Source organism: Flavobacterium nackdongense, assembly GCF_004355225.1.
In the GTDB taxonomy this organism is placed as follows: domain Bacteria; phylum Bacteroidota; class Bacteroidia; order Flavobacteriales; family Flavobacteriaceae; genus Flavobacterium; species Flavobacterium nackdongense.
This window is the reverse complement of the sequence record NZ_CP037933.1, coordinates 3,268,920-3,291,041: the sequence shown is the minus strand read 5'-3', so window position 1 is coordinate 3,291,041 and position 22,122 is coordinate 3,268,920. Positions and strand designations below refer to the sequence as shown.

The window sequence follows — 22,122 nt, the reverse complement described above, 5'->3', positions numbered from 1 at the left end:
TTAACTATTTTTTTTTAAAAATGCTATTTTTTTTGGTTTAGTCATTCAGTTGTGATAAAATTGACGCGATTCGCTTACTGGTGCCTTGCAGTGGTTTCCCTATTTCTAAAGCAACAAACTTTTTTTGTTCATTGATTTTAGCTAACGGATTTTTTAAAACTGCTTCAATCGCAATCAAATAGTCTGCTTGTTTTTTTACAATCGTTACCGCATTACTATCTTCGACTTGTTGTAAATGGGCGTAATCCAAAAACTTTAAAGCGTCGTCAAATCCTTTCTGCTGATTGCCAAAAACAGGACAGATAGAAGGTTTATCAAACAAGAATCCATCTAAAATTATAGTAGACAGCACATTGATTATCACATCAGAAAACTGCAATACTGATTTTAAATGGACCACATCATCAAATTCGGGTACACGCTGTGTCCAGGGCTCTGCGTGATTTTCTCGCGTTAATATCCAATCAGGAAAGTTCCACTTAATGAAAGGATATTTTTCCTGTAGATACAAAAACCGACTTGGTACATCGGCAGGTGACGTTCGCACTATTAAATTCGCTTGTATTTTATTGGAAGCTATATAATCGGCTAGTAATTCCAGGTAAAAAGGGTCATTCTTGCTGCTGGAATCATTGCAGGTAAATAAAATAACAGGTAATGCGGCATCTAGATTATACCTTTTGTAAAAATCGTCTTTGTTGGTTTTATAACGATCCAAAACATAGGGTTCAAACTGTGGAGTCCCAACAACATCAATTTGATGCGGTTTTACGGATTGATAAAAATGCAACAAATCGGATTGCATCAAATCACTCCATACCAAATAATGATCAAAATTACCCGCCATTCTTCCTTTAGAAGCGAGATTGTCCCAACTAAAAATAAAGGAAACCGTTTTAATTTTTAATTTTTCAGCCTGATAAATTAGCGGTGCGATAAAAGGTGGCCGTTGGTGCGTAAAAAAAAGAATGTCGATTTGATCTTCTTTCAACTGTTTGGAGAATATTTCGCCTATTGGATTATTTTGGAAAGTTAATTGTTGCAGCTTATTAAATCGCAATATCCAAGATTCCGAATGCAGCCAAGTGGTCAGGCTGTAAATAAATCGCGTAGCATACCCACGAGGATTTTTTGCTCTAGTCTTATTGGTATTAAAATTATCCTGTATGCCAAAATTGTTTTTTTTATGCAATTGCAAATGAGCGACTTCTTTGGCCTTCCTAAAAAACCAAGTGATGAATTTTTCATTAATCTGATCTAATTCAACTATTTTACAATTCAAATGATATTTTTGAAAAGCATTAGCTGGAATACAAGAATAGAGAACCACTGTATCAAAATTATTTTTGGCTTCGCTAATAAAATCACTCAAAATAAAATTTCGAAAACCTACACCATCCGTTATGACTACCCCTAAGTTTTTCATTTAAACCTTATTTATACTTCCTATTCTACCGTGGTCAGAATGTGATCTTTTAACTATCAATTCTTTATCTATAGGCTCTTCTGAAAGAAAACTAACGTCACAAAAACAATTTTCTTCGACTGGATTCAAACGCCAAGGAACTACACTTTTATAATCCAAAACCCATCCATTTTTTTCCAATTTTCTAGTTTTAGTATCGTTCCACGATGTTGTATAATCCATCCATAAAAAACCCAATCGCCAAGCTTCACTTTCTAATTCTCTGCTGTTTCCAATATCTAAAACACGGAGCCCGCCCACCTCTTCTTGACTGACAGCTCGGGAGCCGTCTTTGAAAAGAAGCCCTTTTATTGTAGGCTGTTGAAAATAATGAATGTCCTGTGCCAGATAATCCTGTACATTGACACTAGTGCTTTTGCAAACGTTTTCTATATTTACATCTGTAATAATCGGATTTATTTTTACGTACCTAACTAAGTTATGATAGCGAATCCATCGCATACTTTGGTACATATCTAATGCTGCCTTATTCGCAGCGGTCGTTACCAAAGGATAATATTGTCTCGCCAAATCATACAGTTTCGACGGAATACGTTTGCCTTCGTGTTCCTTGCTCACATAAAGATTCATAAGCCAAGCTAAATCATTTTCAAAACTCGCCCCAACGTGAGCCACTACTTGTTCAGTATCATCAAGACAAATAAACGAACGACCAAATTTTTCGTCCCCGTATTGCCATTTCCAAAACTCTTTGCAATGAAGCGGATGGTTAGGTCTATAAATGTTTTGAAAAAAAACTAGAAGTTTATCCCAATCCTTTATGGTTGCTTCTCTAATAATCATAATCTAATTTATTTATAATTTTTACCGCCAATCAAATCATTACAATCAAATCTATTGAGTAATAACGGATTATTAGACCCCTCATTTAATCCTGGATTTGTTGTAAACCCAATTTTATAACCTAGTTGTTTAGCAAGTCTTCCCACTTCTTCGGTTGCGGCTTCTTTGGTTCCATAAGGGTAAGCTACACAGTCTATTGCGACACCTCCTAAATTTTCTAAGTATTTTTTGGTAGTCTCCAGTTCGTAAAGTATAGTCTGTTCCTCATAAATTCCCAATGGCAAATGTGTATGAGTATGACTGCCTAGAAACCCTCTTTTGATTAGGTGCTGCATTTCATCTGTATTCATATACAGATTTTCCAGTATTTCCTTTTCGTTAAAATGTTTTGTAAAAATACCATTTATAAATTTTTCTTGGGTAGTAAAATCCAATAAAACATTCAAAAAATATTTTAATGCTGCACTTTGATGATCATCAAATCGATAAAACTGATGGGCCTGTTGAATTTCCTCTTGGTTTAATTTCCTATTCGTGTGATGAACCAAGTTTTCGTAAAGTGATGCTGTGGAAACCACCGACCGAACCAAATGAATTTGATGTACCAAACTCACTTTCTTCTCGATATGATTGATAGAATTTATAAAAAAAAGAGCCGGAATATGCAATTCATCCAGGATGGGCAAAGCGTTTTCAAACTGTTCTTTCAATCCGTCATCAAAAGTGATGAGAAAATGATGGTCCGCAGATTCCATTACATCTTTTAAATTTTCTACGAGATACTTGGGTTCTATAAAATCTCCTTCGTTTTTTAGCATCAATAATTGTTTTCTAAAGTCGCAAGGAGTTACACCAAATATACTGGGATAAGGTGTTGCAAAATTTTCGCGGATATAATGGTAATTAGAAACGGTTAACATAAAAATTTCATTAAATACTAAAACTGAAAACGACACATACTATCCCCAGCTTTTTCATTGATATCTATTGTTCACTTAAACTTATTGCTTAATTATACTAGAAAATTTTCGACTCAAATATTTTTTCCATTCCACATAAAAAGGATAATTTCGCTTACGAGTATGATACAAAAAGGGTTTATAATTCGAATCAGGATACAGCTCGCCAATTACGGTTCCGAATTGTGATGGATCACGATAGGCTTCAATTTCGTACTTTTTGGTCAAAAGGCTAAAAACAGACTGGTCGTATCTGTTTTGTGTAAAACCTTCGTAATTGTCTAAGCCACATTGATTGTCGATATCGGTCAAAATCCGTTCGTCTTGAGCATAATGCAACCACTCATCGACAAATTTACAGGAAAAATCAGATTTTCTAATCATTGTAAAACTGGCCAATCGCTGCTTCGTATTGTAATATCGTTCCTTATCGCAATCCATTAACACAAAAGCATCTCTTTTAGTCCAAACCCTTTCGTAATGGATCAATTCGAAGGGAAAAATATCTTGTTTCTTGGTGGTACAAAAGGACACAAATTCAGCTACCGAATCTATAAAATAAACACCTGAATCACAATAAAACAAATAATCACCATCCTCTAAAAGGTCTAAAGCTTTTTTAATAAAATAAGGTTTCCATAAAAAATAACCGTCCCCTTTTTCTTGTTTCAATATGGCGGCGTGTTTTCTGCGAAATGCCACATCTACATCTTTTGCAATATAGGAGATGACTTCCTTAAATCCTCCAATTGCGCGACCTGTTTTACTGTTTTTTATTTGACTTTTACGAAAAACAGCATTCGCATAATTGATCAAAAGTACTCTATGTTGCATTTAGTTTATAATTTAATATATCATCATTTTTCTCCTAGTTTAATGCTTTTCGTTATTTTTCATCAACACTTCCTCTGTAATAATCTCCGTAAATCGTTTTGCGCCATTATCATTCAAATGATTGCAATTTTGAAACATCCTATCATCAGCAATAACACCTGAAAAATCCCGAAAACCCGGAATTTTCTTTGCTAGTTCTGTTGTGAATTCCGTGTTCTGGTTATTCTTGCAAAATGGAGCACAATAAAAAAAGACTTCCATCTTGTTTTGTTTTATAAAAGACTGAATACTGTCTAGAATTGCATTTTTATTTAAAATTTCTTTTGGCAATGCCCCCTCTAATTTCAATGAATTTCCGTGCAAGGCGACATACCCTTTATGTGTTGCAACATTGTTTTTTTTGTGAATACTGTTTGCAAAAATCTCCCTGAATCCCAGTTTCAAATCATTGTTACAATACCTGTAAAAAGGGATATAATAATTGGCATCTGAATTTTCAACAAATCTATTCAAATATTCTCTAGTTATGTTATTTTCCCTTACAAATGGCATCATTTCATATTCAAAAATATTAGAATGTCCTTCTACCATATTATAAATATAATCCACTTGAATCAAGATTTTGTCATAATGGATGTTGTACTCTTTGATTAATTGCAGGACGGTATAAATATCCCCCAACTTGGCCGCTTGCCACCCAAGATTAGCAGCCGTTTTACCTGTTTTGTCTTGAATTATTGATGGCACAATCCCATTTTCAACCCTTGGAGAACCTATGAAAATATAATCGACTTTCTTGTTTTTTAAACTTCTAAAATACTGAAACTTACTTCTAGGATAAGATGTTTCGTAAATCTTGGTGTAAACAATATCCAACACTAACATAAGTAGTAGAATCGCTAAAAAACCACCAACGCAATATTTAATAAATTTTTTCATCTAAAACTGGAAATAAATAAAATCACTTGGACTAGAAAAAACACCTAAAATCAAAATTGCAGTCAGTATTACCAATGCTTTTAGTTTTGCCCATTTTCCATTGATGGGATGTTCCTGTTCTCTTGCATTCCATTCGACAATAATAAACAAGCCCAATAGCATCAGTAATTCAACTGAATAGCGTTCGAAATCTAAAAACTGAATGCCGCCTTCCAAATTAAATCGGAATATATTTTTGATATAGTCTATTGCCTCTGAAACTGTTTTAGCTCGAAAAAAGATCCAGGCAAAAGCCGTTAAACCAAAGGTAAGTAGCATTGCCATAAATTCTTGTATTGTTGGCCAAGATTTTCCTTTGGCTACAGATTCAATATTATTTCTATTATTTTGTGTAATCAAAAGCGGTAAGAAGAACATAGCGTGCAAAGCTCCCCAAACCAAAAATGTCCAATTTGCCCCGTGCCAAAAACCACTGACTAGGAAAATAATAAAGGTATTCCGAATTTTCATCATCATCCCGCCTTGACTTCCGCCAAGGGGAATATACAAATAATCCCGAAACCACGAGGACAATGAAATATGCCAACGGCGCCAAAACTCGGCAATATCTCGCGAAAAATAAGGGTAATTAAAATTACGCAATAAATCGATTCCGAACAATTTAGAGGTTCCTAAAGCGATATCTGAATAACCACTAAAATCACCATAAATCTGGAAAGCAAAATAAATAGCCCCTAAAATTAAGGACAAAGAATTCATCGACTGATAATGATCGAAAATGTCATTAGCATACAAGGCACAATTGTCGGCAATAACCACTTTCTTAAACAATCCCCACGTGATTTGATGCATCCCATCGACGGCTTTCGGATAATCAAAAAATCGTCTTTTCTTTATTTGCGGCAATAAGTGCGTCGCTCTTTCAATAGGCCCAGCCACCAACAAGGGAAAATATGCTACAAAAAGCGAATAGGTAATGATATTCCTTTCGGGCTGAATTCTTCCTTTGTATATATCAATAACATAGGACAGTCCGTGAAAGGTGTAAAAGGAAATCCCAACAGGCAATATCACTTGCAAGGTCCAAAAATTAGCTTGAAATCCCAATCCAAAAAGCGTTTCGGCAAAAGAATCGGCAAAGAAATTATAGTATTTAAAAACCCCTAGAAAACCAAGATTCACAATTATACTCAACCAAAACCAAACCTTTTTACGTCCTTGATTTTTGGCTTCCACCATTTGTATTCCAGTGAAATAATCCAAGGCTGTAGAAAAAAGCAATAGAAAAAGAAATCGCCAATCCCAACAAGCATAAAAGAAATAACTCGCCAATAACAATAAGAAATTTTGGAGCTGCAGACCTTTTTTATTCACCCACCAATAGAGTGCAAAAACAATGGGAAGAAACAGTAAAAAGGATAGGGAATTGAAAAGCATTATCGGTCTCTAAATTGTTTTTGGGGTTGGTTGGCCAAATCTGGTTTAATCAAGTATGGGGTCGTAACTTAGTATTTAAAATTTAATCTGCCTACGAAACTAATAATCACTTTAAATAACATAACCCTCTGCATTATAAATTGCTCGATTTTTTTGAATAAAATCGATAGTTTGTACTAACCCCTCTTTTAAACTGACTTTTGGTTCCCAATCGAGCAATGCTTTGGCTTTTTGATTGTCGCAAATTAGTTTAAAAACTTCGCTTTTTTCGGGTCGCACTCGTCCAACATCCTCTAGTACGGTTTTGTTAGTTCCAACGATTTCCTGCACCAAATCTACTATTTCACCAATAGTGGCGCCAGTTCCCGTTCCAACGCTAACGACTTCACCATTTGTATTGGCAGACAAACCTGCTTTGAGAAAGCCAGCGGCAGTATCTTTTACAAAAACCATATCCCGCACCGGAGATAAAGAACCCAATTTGATTTCAGTACCATCTTGCAGTGCTTGAACAATAATCGTAGGTATTACAGCTCGCATCGATTGTCTGGGACCAAAAGTATTGAAAGGTCTAAAAATACAAACAGGTAAACCGAACGACAACCAATAACTTTCGGCTAACTTATCGGCCCCGATTTTTGTGGCACTGTAAGGCGATTGCCCTTGTAAGGGATGTTTTTCGTCAATGGGAGCATATAGCGCCGTTCCGTATGTTTCTGAGGTAGAGGTAACTACTAGTTTACTAGTGTTGTTTTTTCGACAAGCTTCAAGTATATTCAAGGTTCCATTTATATTCGTTGCTACATAAGCCGCTGGTGCTATATACGAATAAGGAATGCCGATCAAGGCCGCCAGATGCAGGACGATATCTTGCCCACGGATTAAATACTCCATCTGAAAAGCATCGGTAACATCACCAAAAACGATGTTTACTTGCTGCAAAATTTCAATATCAAGATAGTTTAAATTGGCGATATTGGAATTCGAATTATAATGCACCAATGCGGTAACAATAGCACCATTATGTACTAATTCTTCGACTACATGACTCCCTATAAATCCAGCAGCGCCGGTAACGAATACTCTTTTCCCTTGGTAATGCTCTTTCATAAATTGAATAATTGATTATAATCTTCGTTAGCTTTTAAAAAATCATTGGGCAGTCCTATATCCAACCAATATTCTTCAATAGGAAAAGCCGATATCAGTTGCTGCTGCGCAATAATTATCTCCATCAAATCAGTAATGTCGAAGTAGCGATCACTGGGTATTAAATCCAAAAGTTGGTGATTCAGCACATAAATTCCGCCACTCACTCGATACGAATACGATGGTTTTTCCAAAATTCTCTTAACCCTTACACCATCGGTTTCTATAACTCCATAAGGCACATTCGAAGTGTAATTCGCACACCCTATGGTCATTACACTACCATTCGCTCTATGAAAATCCAAAATGTTTTTATAATTGAGTCCCGTAAGCAAATCTCCATTCATGACTAAAAAGGGCTCCTTCAGTTGTTGTTTTAGGTTTTTGACTGCCCCAATCGTGCCAAGCTTATTTTTTTCCTTGTAATAGGAAACATTCAAACCAAATTGAGTTCCGTCTCCACAAAAGTCTTCGATGGCTTCCGATAAATAGTTCGTACACAAGATGATGTTTCTAAACCCAAAATAGGCCAATCGTTCTAAAATGGTTTGCAAAATAGGTTTGCCGCCCACTTTTAACAATGTTTTTGGCATATCACGCGTTAGTTCGCCTAACCGCAGACCTTCACCGCCAACCATAAGCACGACATAATTAGAAACAGGTTCAAACCGATGTCCTTTGTCGGCGGTCTGAATCGCCATCAAAATATTGGCACCATTGACAATGGGCAATAGCGTAATTTTCTTTTCGATTAAAATTTCGAAGCTCAACGCATCTGCTTCGTGGTCTAATGATTTAATGGGGTTGGTATTATAACAACCGGTAATTGGGTCGTCTAGAGTTTTCCCGGCCAGTAATGCTCTTCGGATATCGCCATCACTCAAACTTCCGAGCAATAGCTGATTTTCATCAATAATAATCAAGCCCCCCTTTTTATTTTGTTCTATCCTTGCCATACAGCTTTTAATAGAATCGTTGGGACTCGCTACGAATAGTGAAAATTCTTCTTTATTTCTAATCATAACTGTTCATTGTATTGAAGTACGATTTTATATTCATTTTTGGCGAATAGTCGAAAAGACTCCTGATTTTAGTGTCGGACAGATTCAAAGCATTGTCATAAGGTGGTGCAATATCCAAATTAATTTTAAATTTCAGGTTTTTAATTTCTTCAAAAAGCTGAATTAATTCGAGTACCGAATACTTGTCTGGCCCAATGATGTTATAAACTCCCGACTCCTTTTGAAGGTGATTTTGTATGAACGCAACGAGTACCGCTGCACAATCGTTGACGTGAATAAAAAAACGAACTAAGGAACCATCATTATTAAAATCAAGCACTCGATCAGTGGAAGCGGCACGATTCAAATAAGCAAAAATACCTTTTAGTTGCGCTTCTCCATACAAATTGGAAAGTCTAAAAATAACTACATTAGCAGACGCTAATTGATTCTTAAGTAGCTTTTCGGCTTTACATTTTGCAACAGAGTATGGGGTTTCTGGATTGAGCTTGCTATTTTCATCGGCAAAACTACAAGTGCCATACACACCGACTGTGGAAATCTGCATTAGTTTACAATTCGGACTCTGCTGCACGATTTGAATCAGGTGTTCAATTCCCACTGAGTTGAGCAATAAACAATTTTCGATGGGTTTAGTAATTTGTCCGGTTAGATTAATAATCAAATCAAATTTAAAATCAATTAATTGCTGTACCAATGCTACATCCAACAAATCTCCTTGGATATGCTGTGCGCTTTCTAACGCTTCCCTCGAACACGTATATACATTTTTGAATGCACTGTTTTTGAACTCAGTTTGCAAACTCTGTCCAAGAAGTCCGGTACCGCCAAGTAATAAAATTTTGCTATCCTTCATAAAACACCTTTTGAATACTCACCTTTTCGAGGTCAATGGTCTTTAAAAGATGGACAATGGTTTCGGCCGAATTACCAGTACCATAAGGATTTTCAATACCTCTTACCAAACATCTAAAGTCCTCGTCAAAGAGCGCTTTTTCGATGGCTCGCTCAATCAGCAGTTGATCGTTCGGTACATCGATAACATTGGCGGCTCGCTCACGTCCCATTTGTCGGTTGCCAATATTGATAGCCGGAATTTTTAAACTGGGCGTTTCGTGAATCCCCGAAGATGAATTTCCGATTAACGCCCAAGCATTGCGGTACAAATTAACAAATTTAATGGTGGACAAAGAAGGAAGCCACTTCAATCCTGAATTTTTAATTTCATCGATTATTTTAGCGTGTCCGGCATCATTATTAGGAAGTAAAACAATCGCTTGTACCCCTTTGTTTTTGATGGCATTGATTGTTTCTTTAATCTGATCCAAAGAGGATTTGGCCTCCGTGGTAACGGGATGTTGAATCATCAGAAGTAAAGGTTTAGAAAAATCTACTTCAAACTCTTTTTCTAAATCTTCCTTTGCCATATAAGGTGTATTGACCAAAACATCGATCGAAGGACATCCTGTGACATAAATATCTTTCGGATTTTCCCCTAGCCGTATCAATCGGTTTTTGGCATCTTGAGTGGCAGGAAAATGAATGTGCGAAAATTTGCTCATCGCGTGTCGAATACTTTCATCGATGCTGCCAGTGACTTCGCCACCCTGTATGTGGGCTACTGGAATATTCATGTGCGCAGCGGCAATAGTCACAGCAAAATTGCCCCCAATATCAAATCCACTTAGTACCAAATCTGGCTTTGAAGCTTCTAATTCATTGGTTACCCCTACAAGCACTCGCGCCATAGAGCGAACCATTTCGGCACCATTATCGGGGTTTCCCTCTTCAAACATGGGTATTTTTGCGTTGATAACAAATCCATCACGCTCTATATAATTAATATCCTTACCGTGTACATCCAGCAAACAAATACCCGTAACAACTAAATGAATTTCGAAAAATGAATCTTCTTTCATTTTTGCTAAAATGGGCCGATATCTCGAATAGTCTGCTCTTCTTTCGATTAATACAAAAACTTTCATGCCGTACTCTTTTTTTTGTCAAAAATAGGTAAAACGAGGGAGTTTATAACATTGGTTTTGATGGTAAATATTGATCAATTGAAAACGTACTTGAGCTCTTGATCGCAAATAGGCTATTGCTGCTACTTTTTCATCCTTTTGGTGATGGTATCTGTTTGAAAATAGTCATTCCAATACATTCCAAATGACAGAACGAGCACAATTTTGTTGAAAATAATTTTTGTGCTTCATTTGTTCAGTTTCCTTTCTCAAATCTGTTTTCCATTACCATTTTTACACACCCCTACCCCCTCTCAAGAGGGGAATGCATCCCCCTAAACAGAAGTCTAGTAGGGCTTAGAAATATCTTTACTACATAATTCACAATGATTTCAACTCCTAGCACCCTTGTTGAGCGGGTTCCGATAGCTATCGGAAGGAGCTGTGTCAAGAAGTAACGTCGTCCCAGCGCAACTGTTCATCATTTTCAATATTTCTAGTCGCTTTTTTTCCTAATAAATCAGTAAAATGCTCCGCAAGTATCTCACCAGTACCCGGACGTTTGACCCAAATATTTTCTTTAGTAAACACGGCTCCTTTTTGGATTGGAGCAATCGTACAAACCGTGGCAAAAGCAAAATCTATAGTAGCTTGCTCTTCTTTGGCGGGTTCTTTTATACCACCCCGCATTTGCCAAATTTCATTGGAACCAACGATCAGTTCGCGACCAGTTTGTTCATCCATACTACACACAATATCGGGACCTGTGCGGTGTATCGTGTCAGTAAAATGCCGTTCCAAGATACTGGCTCCCAAGGCTACAGCCCCTAAACAAGCATTGTTATTCAAAGTATGATCTGACAAACCGAAAACTGTATCGGGAAAGGCCTGATGCATTTCTATCATCGCTCCCAAGCGCACCAAAGGAATCGGTGTTGGATATAAATTCGTAGTATGCAATAAAGCCAAGGGTACTTGATATTTATCAAATATTGCTACCGCTTTGCGGATACTTTCAATGGTATTCATTCCCGTACTCAATATGACCGGTTTTCCAAAAGTAGCGATATGTTCCAGCAAAGGATAATTATTACATTCACCAGAACCAATTTTATAGGCAGGGATATCAAATTTTTGCAACCGATCGGCAGCGGCCCTAGAAAATGGGGTAGAAATAAAAATCATCCCTTTGCTTTCGACATAGTTTTTTAGCGCTAATTCATCGGCTTCATCGAGGGAACAACGTTCCATAATTTCGTAAATCGACACATCAGTATGTCCGGGAATGACATTTTTGGCGGCACCACTCATTTCGTCTGCTACGATATGGGTTTGATGTTTGACTATTTCAACACCAGCACGATGCGCGGCATCGACCATTTCCTTTGCTGTTTTTAGAGAACCCTCGTGGTTAATACCGATTTCGGCTATGACTAAAGGTGGATAATCTAGTCCTATTTTTCGGCCGGCTATTTCTATATATGGGTTTTTCATTTTTTTCATTTTTTAAATTCAACTAACACACCCCTAACCCCTCTCGAGAGGGGAACTCGTAGCTTCAAACAGAAGACTCGCAGGATTTATTCAAGTTTTTTAATTATCATTCCTCAATTATTTGCATTCCTAAATCCCAGATTCAACAGTTCCACAATCAAATAACTCATCGAGTGAAAGGGGTTGGGATGCATTTCTCCTAGTGACATAATTTTTCAAATAAATACTCTGCATACTCAAAATCCGCTTGAGTATCGATATCGACATGGTCAAAAATAGAATTTACTTCGAATGGAAAAGCGTTTTCTGACATAATAATTTCTTGCAAAATCAATGACGCCTTAGCAATATACAATAACCCATTTTCAAAAAACAAGGGTTCCAAATCCTGACTGCGTTGTCCGAGTTCGTAATTAAAGGGAACAAATGTATTGTTGACTATTTTACCTAATTTTTGGTAGTTTTTAGATACCGTGAATAAACTATCATAGTTTCCTTTTTGATAGACTTCAAAAGCTGCTGCCAATACATTTTGAGGACGCAACGGGTTTGTGGCTTGCAACAAGACCACATTGTCCACATTTCCTTCTATCGATTCTAAAACGTGTTTCAAAGCCGAAACCGTGGGCTCTAAATCACCCGATAAATAATCGGGACGATCTATTACTATAGCGCCATACTCCAGCGCTATTTTTTTGATAGCATCATCATCTGTCGAAACGTAAATTTCGTCAATAAAGTTGCTATTTTTCTGAGCATACAAAATGCTGTGAGCGATTAAAGGAATTCCTCCTAATAGCAAAATATTCTTATTAGGTAATCTTTTTGAACCGCCTCGTGCAGGAATAATAGCTATGTTTTTCATATTAAAATTCGATATTTAAAAACTCCGATAATCCACAAACAGTTATATTGGGTCCAATTTCGTAAGAAACCGGAGCCGGAATTATCACAAAGGTCCTTTGTGGTTGTACCACTTCTAAAGCACGATAAAAACCTTTGGTCAGTTTGGGTGCTGTCGAAGCTTTGCATTCAATGGCAATGCGTTGATTTCCTTTTTCGAGAATTAAATCCATTTCGTCGCCTGTGGCGGTGCGATAAAAATAATAATTCCAATCGGGTTTGTTCACAATCACATTTTCGACTACTACGCCTTCCCAAGAAGAGCCAAATACCGGATGACTTAATAAGGAATTGAAATCTGAAATGGCCAACAGTTGGTGTAGTACTCCCGAATCCCGAACAAATACTTTAGGCGATTTGACCAATCGCTTCTTGACGTTTGCTTCAAACGGAAGTACCGTTCGCAATATAAAAGTTTGCTCCAACAAATCGATATACCTACGAATCGTGGGATGTGTTAAGCCTAAAGATTCTCCCAATTTAGAAAAATTAATGAGCTGCCCTTGATTGTGGGCGCACATCACCAGCAAACGTTTCAACTGCAAAGCAGGAATCTGAAAACCCAATTGCGGAATATCTCGCTCAATAAAAGTCTTGATGAAATTAGCGCGCCAAATTTCGCTAAAATCATTGCTGTCTGCCAAATAACTGTCCGGAAAACCTCCTCTTAACCAAAACGCATTCAAACTAAACCCTTCCAATTGATCCAATTCGTTCAGCGTAAAAGGCGACAAATACACCATTCCTATTCTACCTGCCAACGACTCGGAGGTTTGCTGAATCAAATCACGGGAAGCCGAACCCAAAAGAACAAATTTGCCATTGTGGCGATTTTTATCGACCACGCTTCTCAAAACCGAAAACAATTGAGGCACCAATTGAATTTCATCCAAACATATTATTTTGTTGGCATTGGATTCAAAGAAAAAACTAGGTTGATCTAATTTGGCCAAATCGCCATCAGACTGCAAATCAAGATACAATGAGTCGCCCCAGTGAGCAGCAAGGGTTTTCACCAAAGTAGATTTTCCGCACTGTCTCGGGCCTAAAACCGCTACAACCGGAAATATTTTAAGATACTGTTGGACAGTAGCTTCTATCTTTCTGTGAATAAAATCGTGCATATTGTAAATCAAGTTTTCAATTTGCAGTAAAATTACAAATAATAAATAGAAAAAGTATTATTATAGTCATTATTTATACCTAAAAATAAATTATACACAAAAAAATTAACTTAAAAAATAATTTTAACTAGTTCAACATAAGCTATTTAAACTATAAAAAATCGAAAACCGTGCAAATTGAAAATTTAATTCTCAATTTGCACGGTTTTTAAAATATAGGAACTAGTTTTCGGGCTGCCAATAAATTTTTGCCTCTGCTAGTTCATTGTATGTTTCATACTCCTTTTGCGTTAATCGGTTGCTGTTTTTTATGATTTTAGGTGCGTTCCAAACCAAATCCAACAAAGCTAAAACAATAGCCTGCAACGCTTTAAAATCGCCTTTGAACACTTTAAACTTGATCTGAATCCATAGCGAGTACGCCAATTTTTTAGGAATCGTTTGGATAGGGTAAAACAAGAAAAACAAATACCAACCCGAGCGCAAAGAGCGACGCAATCGAAGGGCATAATCGCCCTCATTTTTTCTGGCTTTCACATCGACACGATGATGCACCAAAACTTCCGGCAAATAATGGATTTCCCAATTTTTTTTATATAATTGAAAAGAAGCAAAATTCTCTTCGCCATAAAAAACAAACCATTCAGGATAATTCGGAAGGGTTCGCCAAGCTTCCATTCGCCATACGTGGGCACAGCCAACGAATCCTTGCACCTGTTCTGATTTTTCAGCCGTACTGCTCTTTTTCGGCTCTTCCAATCCCCAAAAAATACGCAAAGCAAGCAGGCCGCAATTGGGATTTTTTTTAAAATGATGGCAGATAATTTCCAAGGGATTCTCGGTCAGAAAATGAGCATCATCGTCTAAGGAAATCGCAAAGTCGGCCTTGGTTTCGTTCAACATTTTGTTCCGGCAAAAAATATAGCCTTTGGATACGGCATTTCGTTGGAGTTGAATAGCGGGGAAATTTTCTTTGACATACTCATAAGTCCCATCGGTAGATCCGTCATCAAAAACTACACAACTCACTTCATTCATCGCTAGGAGAGGCTTGATTTTACCCAAGGTAAAAGTCAAATCGTTAAGGCGATTTTTGGTGGTGATGAGAATCGAAAAATTGGGATCATTCATCGCTAATCAATTCTTGACTATAAAAAGTGAAAACATTTTTTTTAGAAGCAATTTCTTTAACACATACCACTTATTCTTTATTTTAGAATTAAATAGATCTGGAGATGGAGGCACTATTTTACCTAAATCCTCCTTCTTTTCAATAGTTTTACAATTAACTTCTTGGGTCTCCAACATCCAACTTTCCAATTTATTTCCCATATGAAAAGCATAATTATTGTAAGTGGACAATCTTAGTTTCCCTGATTTATCAATAGGAACATCGACATAATTATGCTCCGATAGATTACCAACCAATGTTAAGGATGGGTTTGAAGGTGTGGTCTTAAACAAGATGTCCCTATCGATTGTGAGCACTTGGTGTCCACTCCCAATTATAGCTCTAAGTCCACTTTTTTCAACAACAGGCCATTCATTATCATCTTTGTCTTCAGAACCCCAATTAATACTGTCTAAATACCTATTGTATCCTAAAAAGTTTTCTGGTATGGGAATAAACATACATTTGATTTTGCGTAATAATACATATTTCAACACAGAGCTTGTTCCTGCCAGCACTCCGCTACGAACAGGAATGGGAGAAACAGAACCCACATTCGGAAAAACTGTAAAAACTTCTTCCACTTTTTCCTGCCACCCTTTTACAAAAAGAATATCAGCATCTGTTAGCGTAATGTATTTTTCTCTAGCACCTCTTGCAGCACCAATCATCGCATCTATCTTTCCTATATTTAAATTATGAGAAATTAAGGTGTCTATTTTTTTTTTATCTAAATAAAAACGCAAAAGGTCGGACACTTTTTTATTCGACCCATTATTCACTATAGTTATGCCAGCTTTTAAATTTATAGTTGAAACCAAAGAATCTAAGCAAGCTTTAAACACTTCAAAGGAATCCTTGTAGAACCCTTCTTCATTGGGAATATAAACTACCATTACAATTCTGTGATGTGTGGTCAATGATAATTTTCTTTCCACCTTTTGGGGATTTGATCCTTGTCTCATTTTCTTTATACTAATTAATTTTATTATCCATCAAAAATAGATTTCCTAAGTTTCCATTAATTATAGACTTCGCTACCAATTTATAATCTACTGTTTCTAAATATTGTACAATTTCAGAATTAATGTCGTTTTGAATTGTTAAATCCGTCTCAACAAGAACCACTTTTGGTCTATATTTAACCCAATCATTTGATTTTAATACCTCTAAATCAAAACCTTCAACATCTATGTCAAAAAAATCTAATCTATCTCCTTCTAAAATATTCTTATCTAAAATATCTTTTAAATTATAAATGGGTACATTTACAATACACTTTATCTGATTCTCTAAATTATGCAATTTAATAAAATCATAATTTAAAGTATTCATGGTGCTGTAATTATCATTCAATTGATAATATGTCAAACTTTTTTCTTTGGGACCTATCGCACAATTAATAAAACTATCCTTTGGTCTGAATTTATCATATAATGTTTTCAATTCTGGATTTGGATCTATACAAATTCCTTTCCATCCTCTTAAATAAAAATAATACGTATTGGAGGCCTTAACGGGGTGCCAACATCCAATATCCACATAAACTCCTGGTCTTTCAGCTTTAATAAGTTTGGTGAGCTGAATATCATCCCCACCTCCCTGAGAAAAGCTGATGTTATATCTTTTATATATAAATTCTCGAATTTTATTTTTTGCTTTATTAATTATATTCTTCATTCTTTAATAGTAATAAATAATTTTAATCCAATAGTACTTTGTCTAATAATATTTTATAATTCTCATCTCCAAAATAATCCCCAAAAGGAGAAACAGGTTTAATAGAATTTAAACTATCTACAATTAGATTTTCTAGTTTGTTTTTAATCTCTTTTGGGTCGGAATAGCTAGCAATAAATTGATCTTCTTTGAGTATCGAACGAATTTCACTTCGCTCTGGCGCTAAAACAAATATGGATTTACCTGTAGAAGCCAAGAAAGGAGCTTTGCCCACCAAAGTATTACTGTAAATTGGACCATTCTCCAAGATAATATTAATGTCAGCTTCATGTGTTTGTTCAAAACAGGAATTAGAAAAACTGAGCATCCCAAAAACCTTTATATTGGGAATTGCACCATATTTTTCAGCCATTTTTATCAAATCAACCCCTTTTAATCGCAAGACAAACTCGGTGTTTTCTTTATAAAAAACATTGTTTTCAATTAAATCAATATAAACATCCAAAAGAATTTCTATGTTCCTGCCAAACATGATGGCACCGTGGTAGGAAATCAACACCTTTTTCTTTTTTTTCACGGCAGTACTCACATCCGATAAATCAAAAACGCTAGAGTCATATTGATGGGGCAAATGATGGATTTTTTTTCTCGAACCATACAAATACTGTAAATCTTCGGCCATTAATCGAGCCGAACTCATGCAGGTTTTAGCCTGGGAGACCACGGCATACATTTTTTTAAATTTGAAAAGTTCCAAATTGGTCAAGGCACTTTTTGTCCCTGCATACCAAAACAAGGGATAAGGATCGTGAAAATTGACGATGGCTTTTTCCAATAGAGGCAAATCTTTACATGCCAAAATTATTTCATGGTCAATACCCGCACTTCTTATAAAAATATGATCGTATTTCTGGTAATCTATCTTGGCAATAATAGCAGCATACACTTTATGGATGTGCTCAATTGCTAAAGATTGGTGAAACACTCTCCAATAGATTTTATTGAACCATTTCTTTAAAAATGGCGTTTTAAGATTCACGATATGGGTTTCGATTGTATTTACAGGCAATAAATCTAAGTCGTCATCACTCGGAGATTGTTTGATATAGACTACATCGATAACAGATTGAGAATAAGCCCCTCTTAATTTTGCCAAAAAAGAACGGGAAATAATGCCTTGACTTGTTCCCACAACTCTTAAATCCTGTTCTATTATTAAAAATTTCATGGTCTGATGGTTTGGATTGTTTCTTTAAGGACATATTTCAATGTGCCAAACTTTTTATTAAAGCTTTCTTCTTCCTATGGATGATTAACCTTAACGGTAAAACAGCATAAAAAAGTTGCCATTTTATTTTTTCAAATGTAGGTAAATCGAGCGTATTTAAAATCCTTTCGAATAAATTATATTCCTCAAAATCGATTGAAAAAGCAATCAAATACCTCTTTAAAGCATAGGTCAATAATTGCTTTTCTTTTAGGTTTTTTGCTACCAGCTCTATCGCATCGGCATAGGAAGCGCGTCGAATTGGATTCTTGCGATCGTATTCTCCTGTATTCGATTCAGGATGCTTTCGGCCATAAAACAAGGTCTTATTGATTGATATTCCCGAAAATCCACAGGAAACAATTCTCGAATATAATTCCCATTCCTCTGCAAAAAGTAAGGTTGCTACAAATCGATTTTTTTCAAAGCAGACCGCTCTCCACATCACAGCACAAGAATTAAACTGTAGCGAATGATTCAACATCTGGAGCAACTCTTTTTTGTCGATATAAAATGAACTATACACTTTGGAATAATCAAAATTATAATGAAAATCATTCACAAAAACCTCGCGGATGTAGCGGCAAAAGAAAATATTCGGGTCATTTAATTCCAACACACACAACTCCAAGTTTTGAGGATGTGCAATGTCGTCATCATCAAAAAAAATAATATACTCGCCTTTGGCCAAATCCAAGCCGTAATTACGACAACCCGGCAAACCTTTTAAATACTGGTTAGGCCGTATATGGTATTGAAATCGGCTGTCCTGCTCCAAAATCGGGGCAATGACTTCACTAGTAGTATCAGTCCCTCCGTCATCAACAATGATACATTCCCAATTGGTGAAGGTTTGGTTTCGTATAGCCGCAAGCGTCTCTGCTATAAAATGCGCCCGGTTGTAGGTCGCCATGATGATACTTACTTGTGGTTTCATTTCTATTTTTTTGCTTTTTGCGCTAGCATTAGACGTACTTTTTTAGGAATCCCGCAACAACCTCTATAGTAGCATTTTTCAAATAATGAGTCACTAAAAACAACCAGTCCTTGCTCTCTAATTTCTTAGTACATTGCAGGACATACTGGTATTGCCGAATAATTTTAACGTTGTCAAATTTAGTATAATGTTGGGACTTATGCTCAATTAAAAATTGATAAAACTGCACCAAAGACGCATTTTTTAAAACTGCATTATCTTTTTTCCCTGTGATGTTAATAGCGGATAGCCTCGAGCAAACCACCGCTTCATTGATACTGTAAATAGGCTGGTCCTCCGAAAAGTCCAACCAAGCCCTATCATCGCTATTCCAGGCCAAGGGATAATTATAAAAGCCGAATTTTTCATAGCTTTTTTTCGAAAAAACATACTCCGAAAGCGAGCTTCGGGTCAGGAATTTGAACTTTCTCAAATAGGCATCCGTGGCCGATTCCCATACCGGATGGTAGCAAATGGGGGCTTGGTGATTTTCTTCCTGAACTATGGTTCGCGAGGCAAAACGAACTACATTCGACTTCGATTGAAACTCCGGCCAATGGGCGTAAAACTCCTCGACGACCCGGTCGCCAATATAATCATCATCACCCAAAATCATAACCCATTCTTCGTCTCCCGAAAGCGCTATGCAGCGCTCCCATTGCTGCGGCAATGAAGTGCCTCCTAAATTGGACTCAAACCGATGGTACACAAAATCAAATTTCCCTTCATACTTTTCTAATAATTCAGTAGGTTTTTCTGGGCTCGCGTCATCACCAATATACACTTTGAAGCGTTTATCGGTTTGATGCGCTAGTGACGCCAAAGTCTCATCAAAGAAACTGAGTTTATAATATGGGATTACAATAGCCAGCATCTAAAGCAATTTAAATTTTACAAGCAATCGCTTCTTGTTTTTTCTATACAGTAATTTACAGTGATGCAAATACCGCCACCATTGTTGTGCAATAGGTTTTTTTGGATTTTCTATCATATTGCTGATGATGTCAAGCACCTGTTCCTTTTCCTGTTCGTGAGCTACTTTATCCACACTAAAAGTAGGCTGCATCAATATATCAATAGCCAATTCTTCATTTTGATCTATTTCCAGCAGTCTGGCGATTAATTCCTCTTCGTTTTGGAAGCTGTTATATTCCAAAAACCTCGCAGAATTAAAATCCTTGCTTACTAATGGGTTTCCCCAATAAATTGGAATACAATCCTCATAAATGGGTTCCATTATTTTCTCGGTGGTATAACCGTCATAGGAACTATTCTCAAAAGAAATCACAAACTTATAGTCCTTGATAAAAGCGGCCTTGTCGGGCACTTTTCCACCTACATTGTTCAGAACAGCGCCACCGGAAGCTACTCTTTTTACTTTAGACAAATTCCTAAAAAAATCGAGTCGTTTGGCACTATTCGGATTGGAGACCACCATACAACAAAACTCGGTTTTGCCGCGCCAAATGCTTCTGGCTTCGTCACGGGTGGGAATGCTTGTTAACTTAGGAAGCAAGCCCAGCAGTTCAACATAAAAGGAATACAATGGCAGCCTAAAATGATTTTGTCTGCTAGAATAATCAAAAGAAAAAGCGAAATCACAGGCTGTAAAATCAGGTCTGATATTTTCGGGGGTGTAGAAGATTCGAGTACAATTGTAGTTTAAATAGTCGTGATTGAAACAAGAATAAAACAAAATATCCGGCTGCTCATCGATAAGCACACGGTAGTTTTGAACCAACAAATTATAAAAATAATTATTGGTCTTATCAAACCCAGGCCAAAAATCGGTAAAATTGATCTTAATTTCCTTCATATTTCCTAATTTAGGCTTTGGTGCGACTTCAAAGAAACCTTTTGATTGCAAATGTTCCACTATTTAGCTTTAAATTGTAAAACGAGCGGAATAATACGTTTGAACAAACCCAAAACTCCCAAGGATTTTAAAACTTTCTTGACCATCAAACCGGTTTGGTAACTGTTCGAATTTTTGGTGGCGCTCAATCTGTATTTATAATCTTCATATAACTGGTAATATCTCGAAAATAATACGGTCGAAAAGTCAATGTATTCCTCAGTTGATAAATAATTTCGGAAATAGGCACACGCTTTAAGATGATCCTCACTCAAACCTTTGGTCGTCATTCTACTCGAAGGATTGATGCGATACAAAGCCAAAGCTTGGTCAATAAAAACAACTGTACACCCTTTCTTGAAAATTCTAACCCATACCACCCAATCCTCTTGTGCCGCTATATCTTCAGGAAATCTGATGCTTTCAAATAAGGAAGAGTGAAAAAAGCCACAATGAATAGGTATGGTAAAACCATTATTCCATTGATACAGCATGTTTTCAAAACTAAACATTTGGGCGTTCAAAGCGCAGTAGGGCTCCGAGCTCATTTCTGGATTATCCGTAAACATCCTAAAGTTAGTAATGACAAGATTGACATCACTATTCTTTTCTATCTGCTGCAAAGACAATGCTAATTTGTCCTTTACTAAAAAATCATCCGCATCCAAGAACTGAAGGTAAACGCCTTTCGCTTTTTCTATTCCCAAATTCCGAGCACTGCTTACACCTCCATTTTCTTTATAAATATAAACAAAGCGAGAGTCCTTTTCGACCCACTTTTGAGCCACTTCCGCTGTACGATCAGGACTACCATCATTGACGATAATACATTCCCAATCCGGATAGGTCTGGCCTAAAACCGATTGCAAAGCTTCATCCAAATAATGAGCTTGGTTGTAGCAGGGAACGATGATGGAGATCATAGGCATTATTAAAAAATTATTATTTCAAACCCGTTGGGTGTAATTATTTCAGTACGTCAGTTCGAGTGTTTTTTGTGTAGAGAAACGGAACAAAAAATGTATCGAGAACCGTTTTTAATGATAATTTTTCTGTTCTCGATACAATTTTCTTCCCGA

21 protein-coding genes are annotated in these 22,122 nt (G+C 36.5%); all 21 read right to left on the bottom strand.

Annotation, left to right across the window (positions count from 1 at the left end):
• Window positions 1-37: 37 nt before the first annotated feature.
• Window positions 38-1,426 carry a glycosyltransferase family protein gene (locus tag E1750_RS14055; protein WP_133277394.1) on the bottom strand — a complete coding sequence of 463 codons (1,389 nt, stop codon included), beginning with the start codon at window positions 1,424-1,426 and terminating at the stop codon, window positions 38-40.
• Window positions 1,427-2,269, bottom strand: coding sequence for a GNAT family N-acetyltransferase (locus E1750_RS14050; protein ID WP_133277393.1), 843 nt, complete (start codon window positions 2,267-2,269; stop codon window positions 1,427-1,429). It lies immediately after the preceding gene.
• 8 nt (window positions 2,270-2,277) lie between these two features.
• The gene (locus tag E1750_RS14045; RefSeq protein WP_133277392.1) at window positions 2,278-3,189 is read right to left on the bottom strand and encodes a polysaccharide deacetylase family protein; all 912 of its coding nucleotides are present in this window, start codon (window positions 3,187-3,189) and stop codon (window positions 2,278-2,280) included.
• 81 nt (window positions 3,190-3,270) lie between these two features.
• Complete coding sequence (locus tag E1750_RS14040; RefSeq protein ID WP_133277391.1) at window positions 3,271-4,062, bottom strand: hypothetical protein; 792 nt, start codon at window positions 4,060-4,062, stop codon at window positions 3,271-3,273.
• Window positions 4,063-4,101: 39 nt separating this feature from the next.
• Entirely contained in the window at window positions 4,102-5,001 is a 900-nt protein-coding gene (locus E1750_RS14035; protein WP_133277390.1) for a hypothetical protein, read from the bottom strand.
• On the bottom strand, window positions 5,002-6,438 hold the full coding sequence (locus E1750_RS14030; RefSeq protein WP_133277389.1) for an MBOAT family O-acyltransferase: 1,437 nt from the start codon (window positions 6,436-6,438) through the stop codon (window positions 5,002-5,004).
• A gap of 111 nt (window positions 6,439-6,549) precedes the next feature.
• A complete protein-coding gene (locus tag E1750_RS14025) occupies window positions 6,550-7,548 on the bottom strand; it encodes a GDP-mannose 4,6-dehydratase (protein ID WP_133277388.1) in 999 nt (332 codons plus the stop codon).
• Entirely contained in the window at window positions 7,545-8,609 is a 1,065-nt protein-coding gene (locus tag E1750_RS14020) for a nucleotidyltransferase family protein (RefSeq protein ID WP_133277387.1), read from the bottom strand. Before E1750_RS14020 ends, E1750_RS14025 begins: the two co-directional genes overlap by 4 nt.
• Window positions 8,602-9,465 carry an NAD-dependent epimerase/dehydratase family protein gene (locus tag E1750_RS14015; protein WP_133277386.1) on the bottom strand — a complete coding sequence of 288 codons (864 nt, stop codon included), beginning with the start codon at window positions 9,463-9,465 and terminating at the stop codon, window positions 8,602-8,604. The genes E1750_RS14020 and E1750_RS14015 overlap by 8 nt, the downstream gene beginning before the upstream one ends.
• Complete coding sequence (gene neuC, locus E1750_RS14010; RefSeq protein ID WP_133277385.1) at window positions 9,455-10,594, bottom strand: UDP-N-acetylglucosamine 2-epimerase; 1,140 nt, start codon at window positions 10,592-10,594, stop codon at window positions 9,455-9,457. Before neuC ends, E1750_RS14015 begins: the two co-directional genes overlap by 11 nt.
• 426 nt (window positions 10,595-11,020) lie before the next feature.
• Window positions 11,021-12,067, bottom strand: a complete 1,047-nt coding sequence (locus E1750_RS14005; RefSeq protein ID WP_133277384.1) for an N-acetylneuraminate synthase family protein — start codon at window positions 12,065-12,067, stop codon at window positions 11,021-11,023.
• A 199-nt stretch (window positions 12,068-12,266) separates the two neighbouring features.
• Window positions 12,267-12,932 carry an acylneuraminate cytidylyltransferase family protein gene (locus E1750_RS14000; protein ID WP_133277383.1) on the bottom strand — a complete coding sequence of 222 codons (666 nt, stop codon included), beginning with the start codon at window positions 12,930-12,932 and terminating at the stop codon, window positions 12,267-12,269.
• A 1-nt stretch (window position 12,933) separates the two neighbouring features.
• On the bottom strand, window positions 12,934-14,094 hold the full coding sequence (locus E1750_RS13995) for an ATP-binding protein (RefSeq protein WP_133277382.1): 1,161 nt from the start codon (window positions 14,092-14,094) through the stop codon (window positions 12,934-12,936).
• A 222-nt stretch (window positions 14,095-14,316) separates the two neighbouring features.
• Window positions 14,317-15,225 carry a glycosyltransferase family 2 protein gene (locus E1750_RS13990; RefSeq protein WP_133277381.1) on the bottom strand — a complete coding sequence of 303 codons (909 nt, stop codon included), beginning with the start codon at window positions 15,223-15,225 and terminating at the stop codon, window positions 14,317-14,319.
• A gap of 6 nt (window positions 15,226-15,231) precedes the next feature.
• Window positions 15,232-16,230 carry a glycosyltransferase family A protein gene (locus E1750_RS13985; protein ID WP_133277380.1) on the bottom strand — a complete coding sequence of 333 codons (999 nt, stop codon included), beginning with the start codon at window positions 16,228-16,230 and terminating at the stop codon, window positions 15,232-15,234.
• A gap of 10 nt (window positions 16,231-16,240) precedes the next feature.
• Window positions 16,241-16,945, bottom strand: a complete 705-nt coding sequence (locus tag E1750_RS13980; protein ID WP_133277379.1) for an FkbM family methyltransferase — start codon at window positions 16,943-16,945, stop codon at window positions 16,241-16,243.
• Window positions 16,946-16,967: 22 nt separating this feature from the next.
• The gene (locus E1750_RS13975; RefSeq protein ID WP_133277378.1) at window positions 16,968-18,173 is read right to left on the bottom strand and encodes a glycosyltransferase family protein; all 1,206 of its coding nucleotides are present in this window, start codon (window positions 18,171-18,173) and stop codon (window positions 16,968-16,970) included.
• 37 nt (window positions 18,174-18,210) lie between these two features.
• On the bottom strand, window positions 18,211-19,149 hold the full coding sequence (locus E1750_RS13970) for a glycosyltransferase family 2 protein (RefSeq protein WP_133277377.1): 939 nt from the start codon (window positions 19,147-19,149) through the stop codon (window positions 18,211-18,213).
• 28 nt (window positions 19,150-19,177) lie between these two features.
• The gene (locus tag E1750_RS13965) at window positions 19,178-20,062 is read right to left on the bottom strand and encodes a glycosyltransferase family 2 protein (RefSeq protein ID WP_133277376.1); all 885 of its coding nucleotides are present in this window, start codon (window positions 20,060-20,062) and stop codon (window positions 19,178-19,180) included.
• Complete coding sequence (locus tag E1750_RS13960) at window positions 20,063-21,004, bottom strand: glycosyltransferase family 10 domain-containing protein (RefSeq protein WP_133277375.1); 942 nt, start codon at window positions 21,002-21,004, stop codon at window positions 20,063-20,065.
• A 59-nt stretch (window positions 21,005-21,063) separates the two neighbouring features.
• Complete coding sequence (locus tag E1750_RS13955) at window positions 21,064-21,972, bottom strand: glycosyltransferase family 2 protein (protein ID WP_133277374.1); 909 nt, start codon at window positions 21,970-21,972, stop codon at window positions 21,064-21,066.
• Window positions 21,973-22,122: the final 150 nt, after the last annotated feature.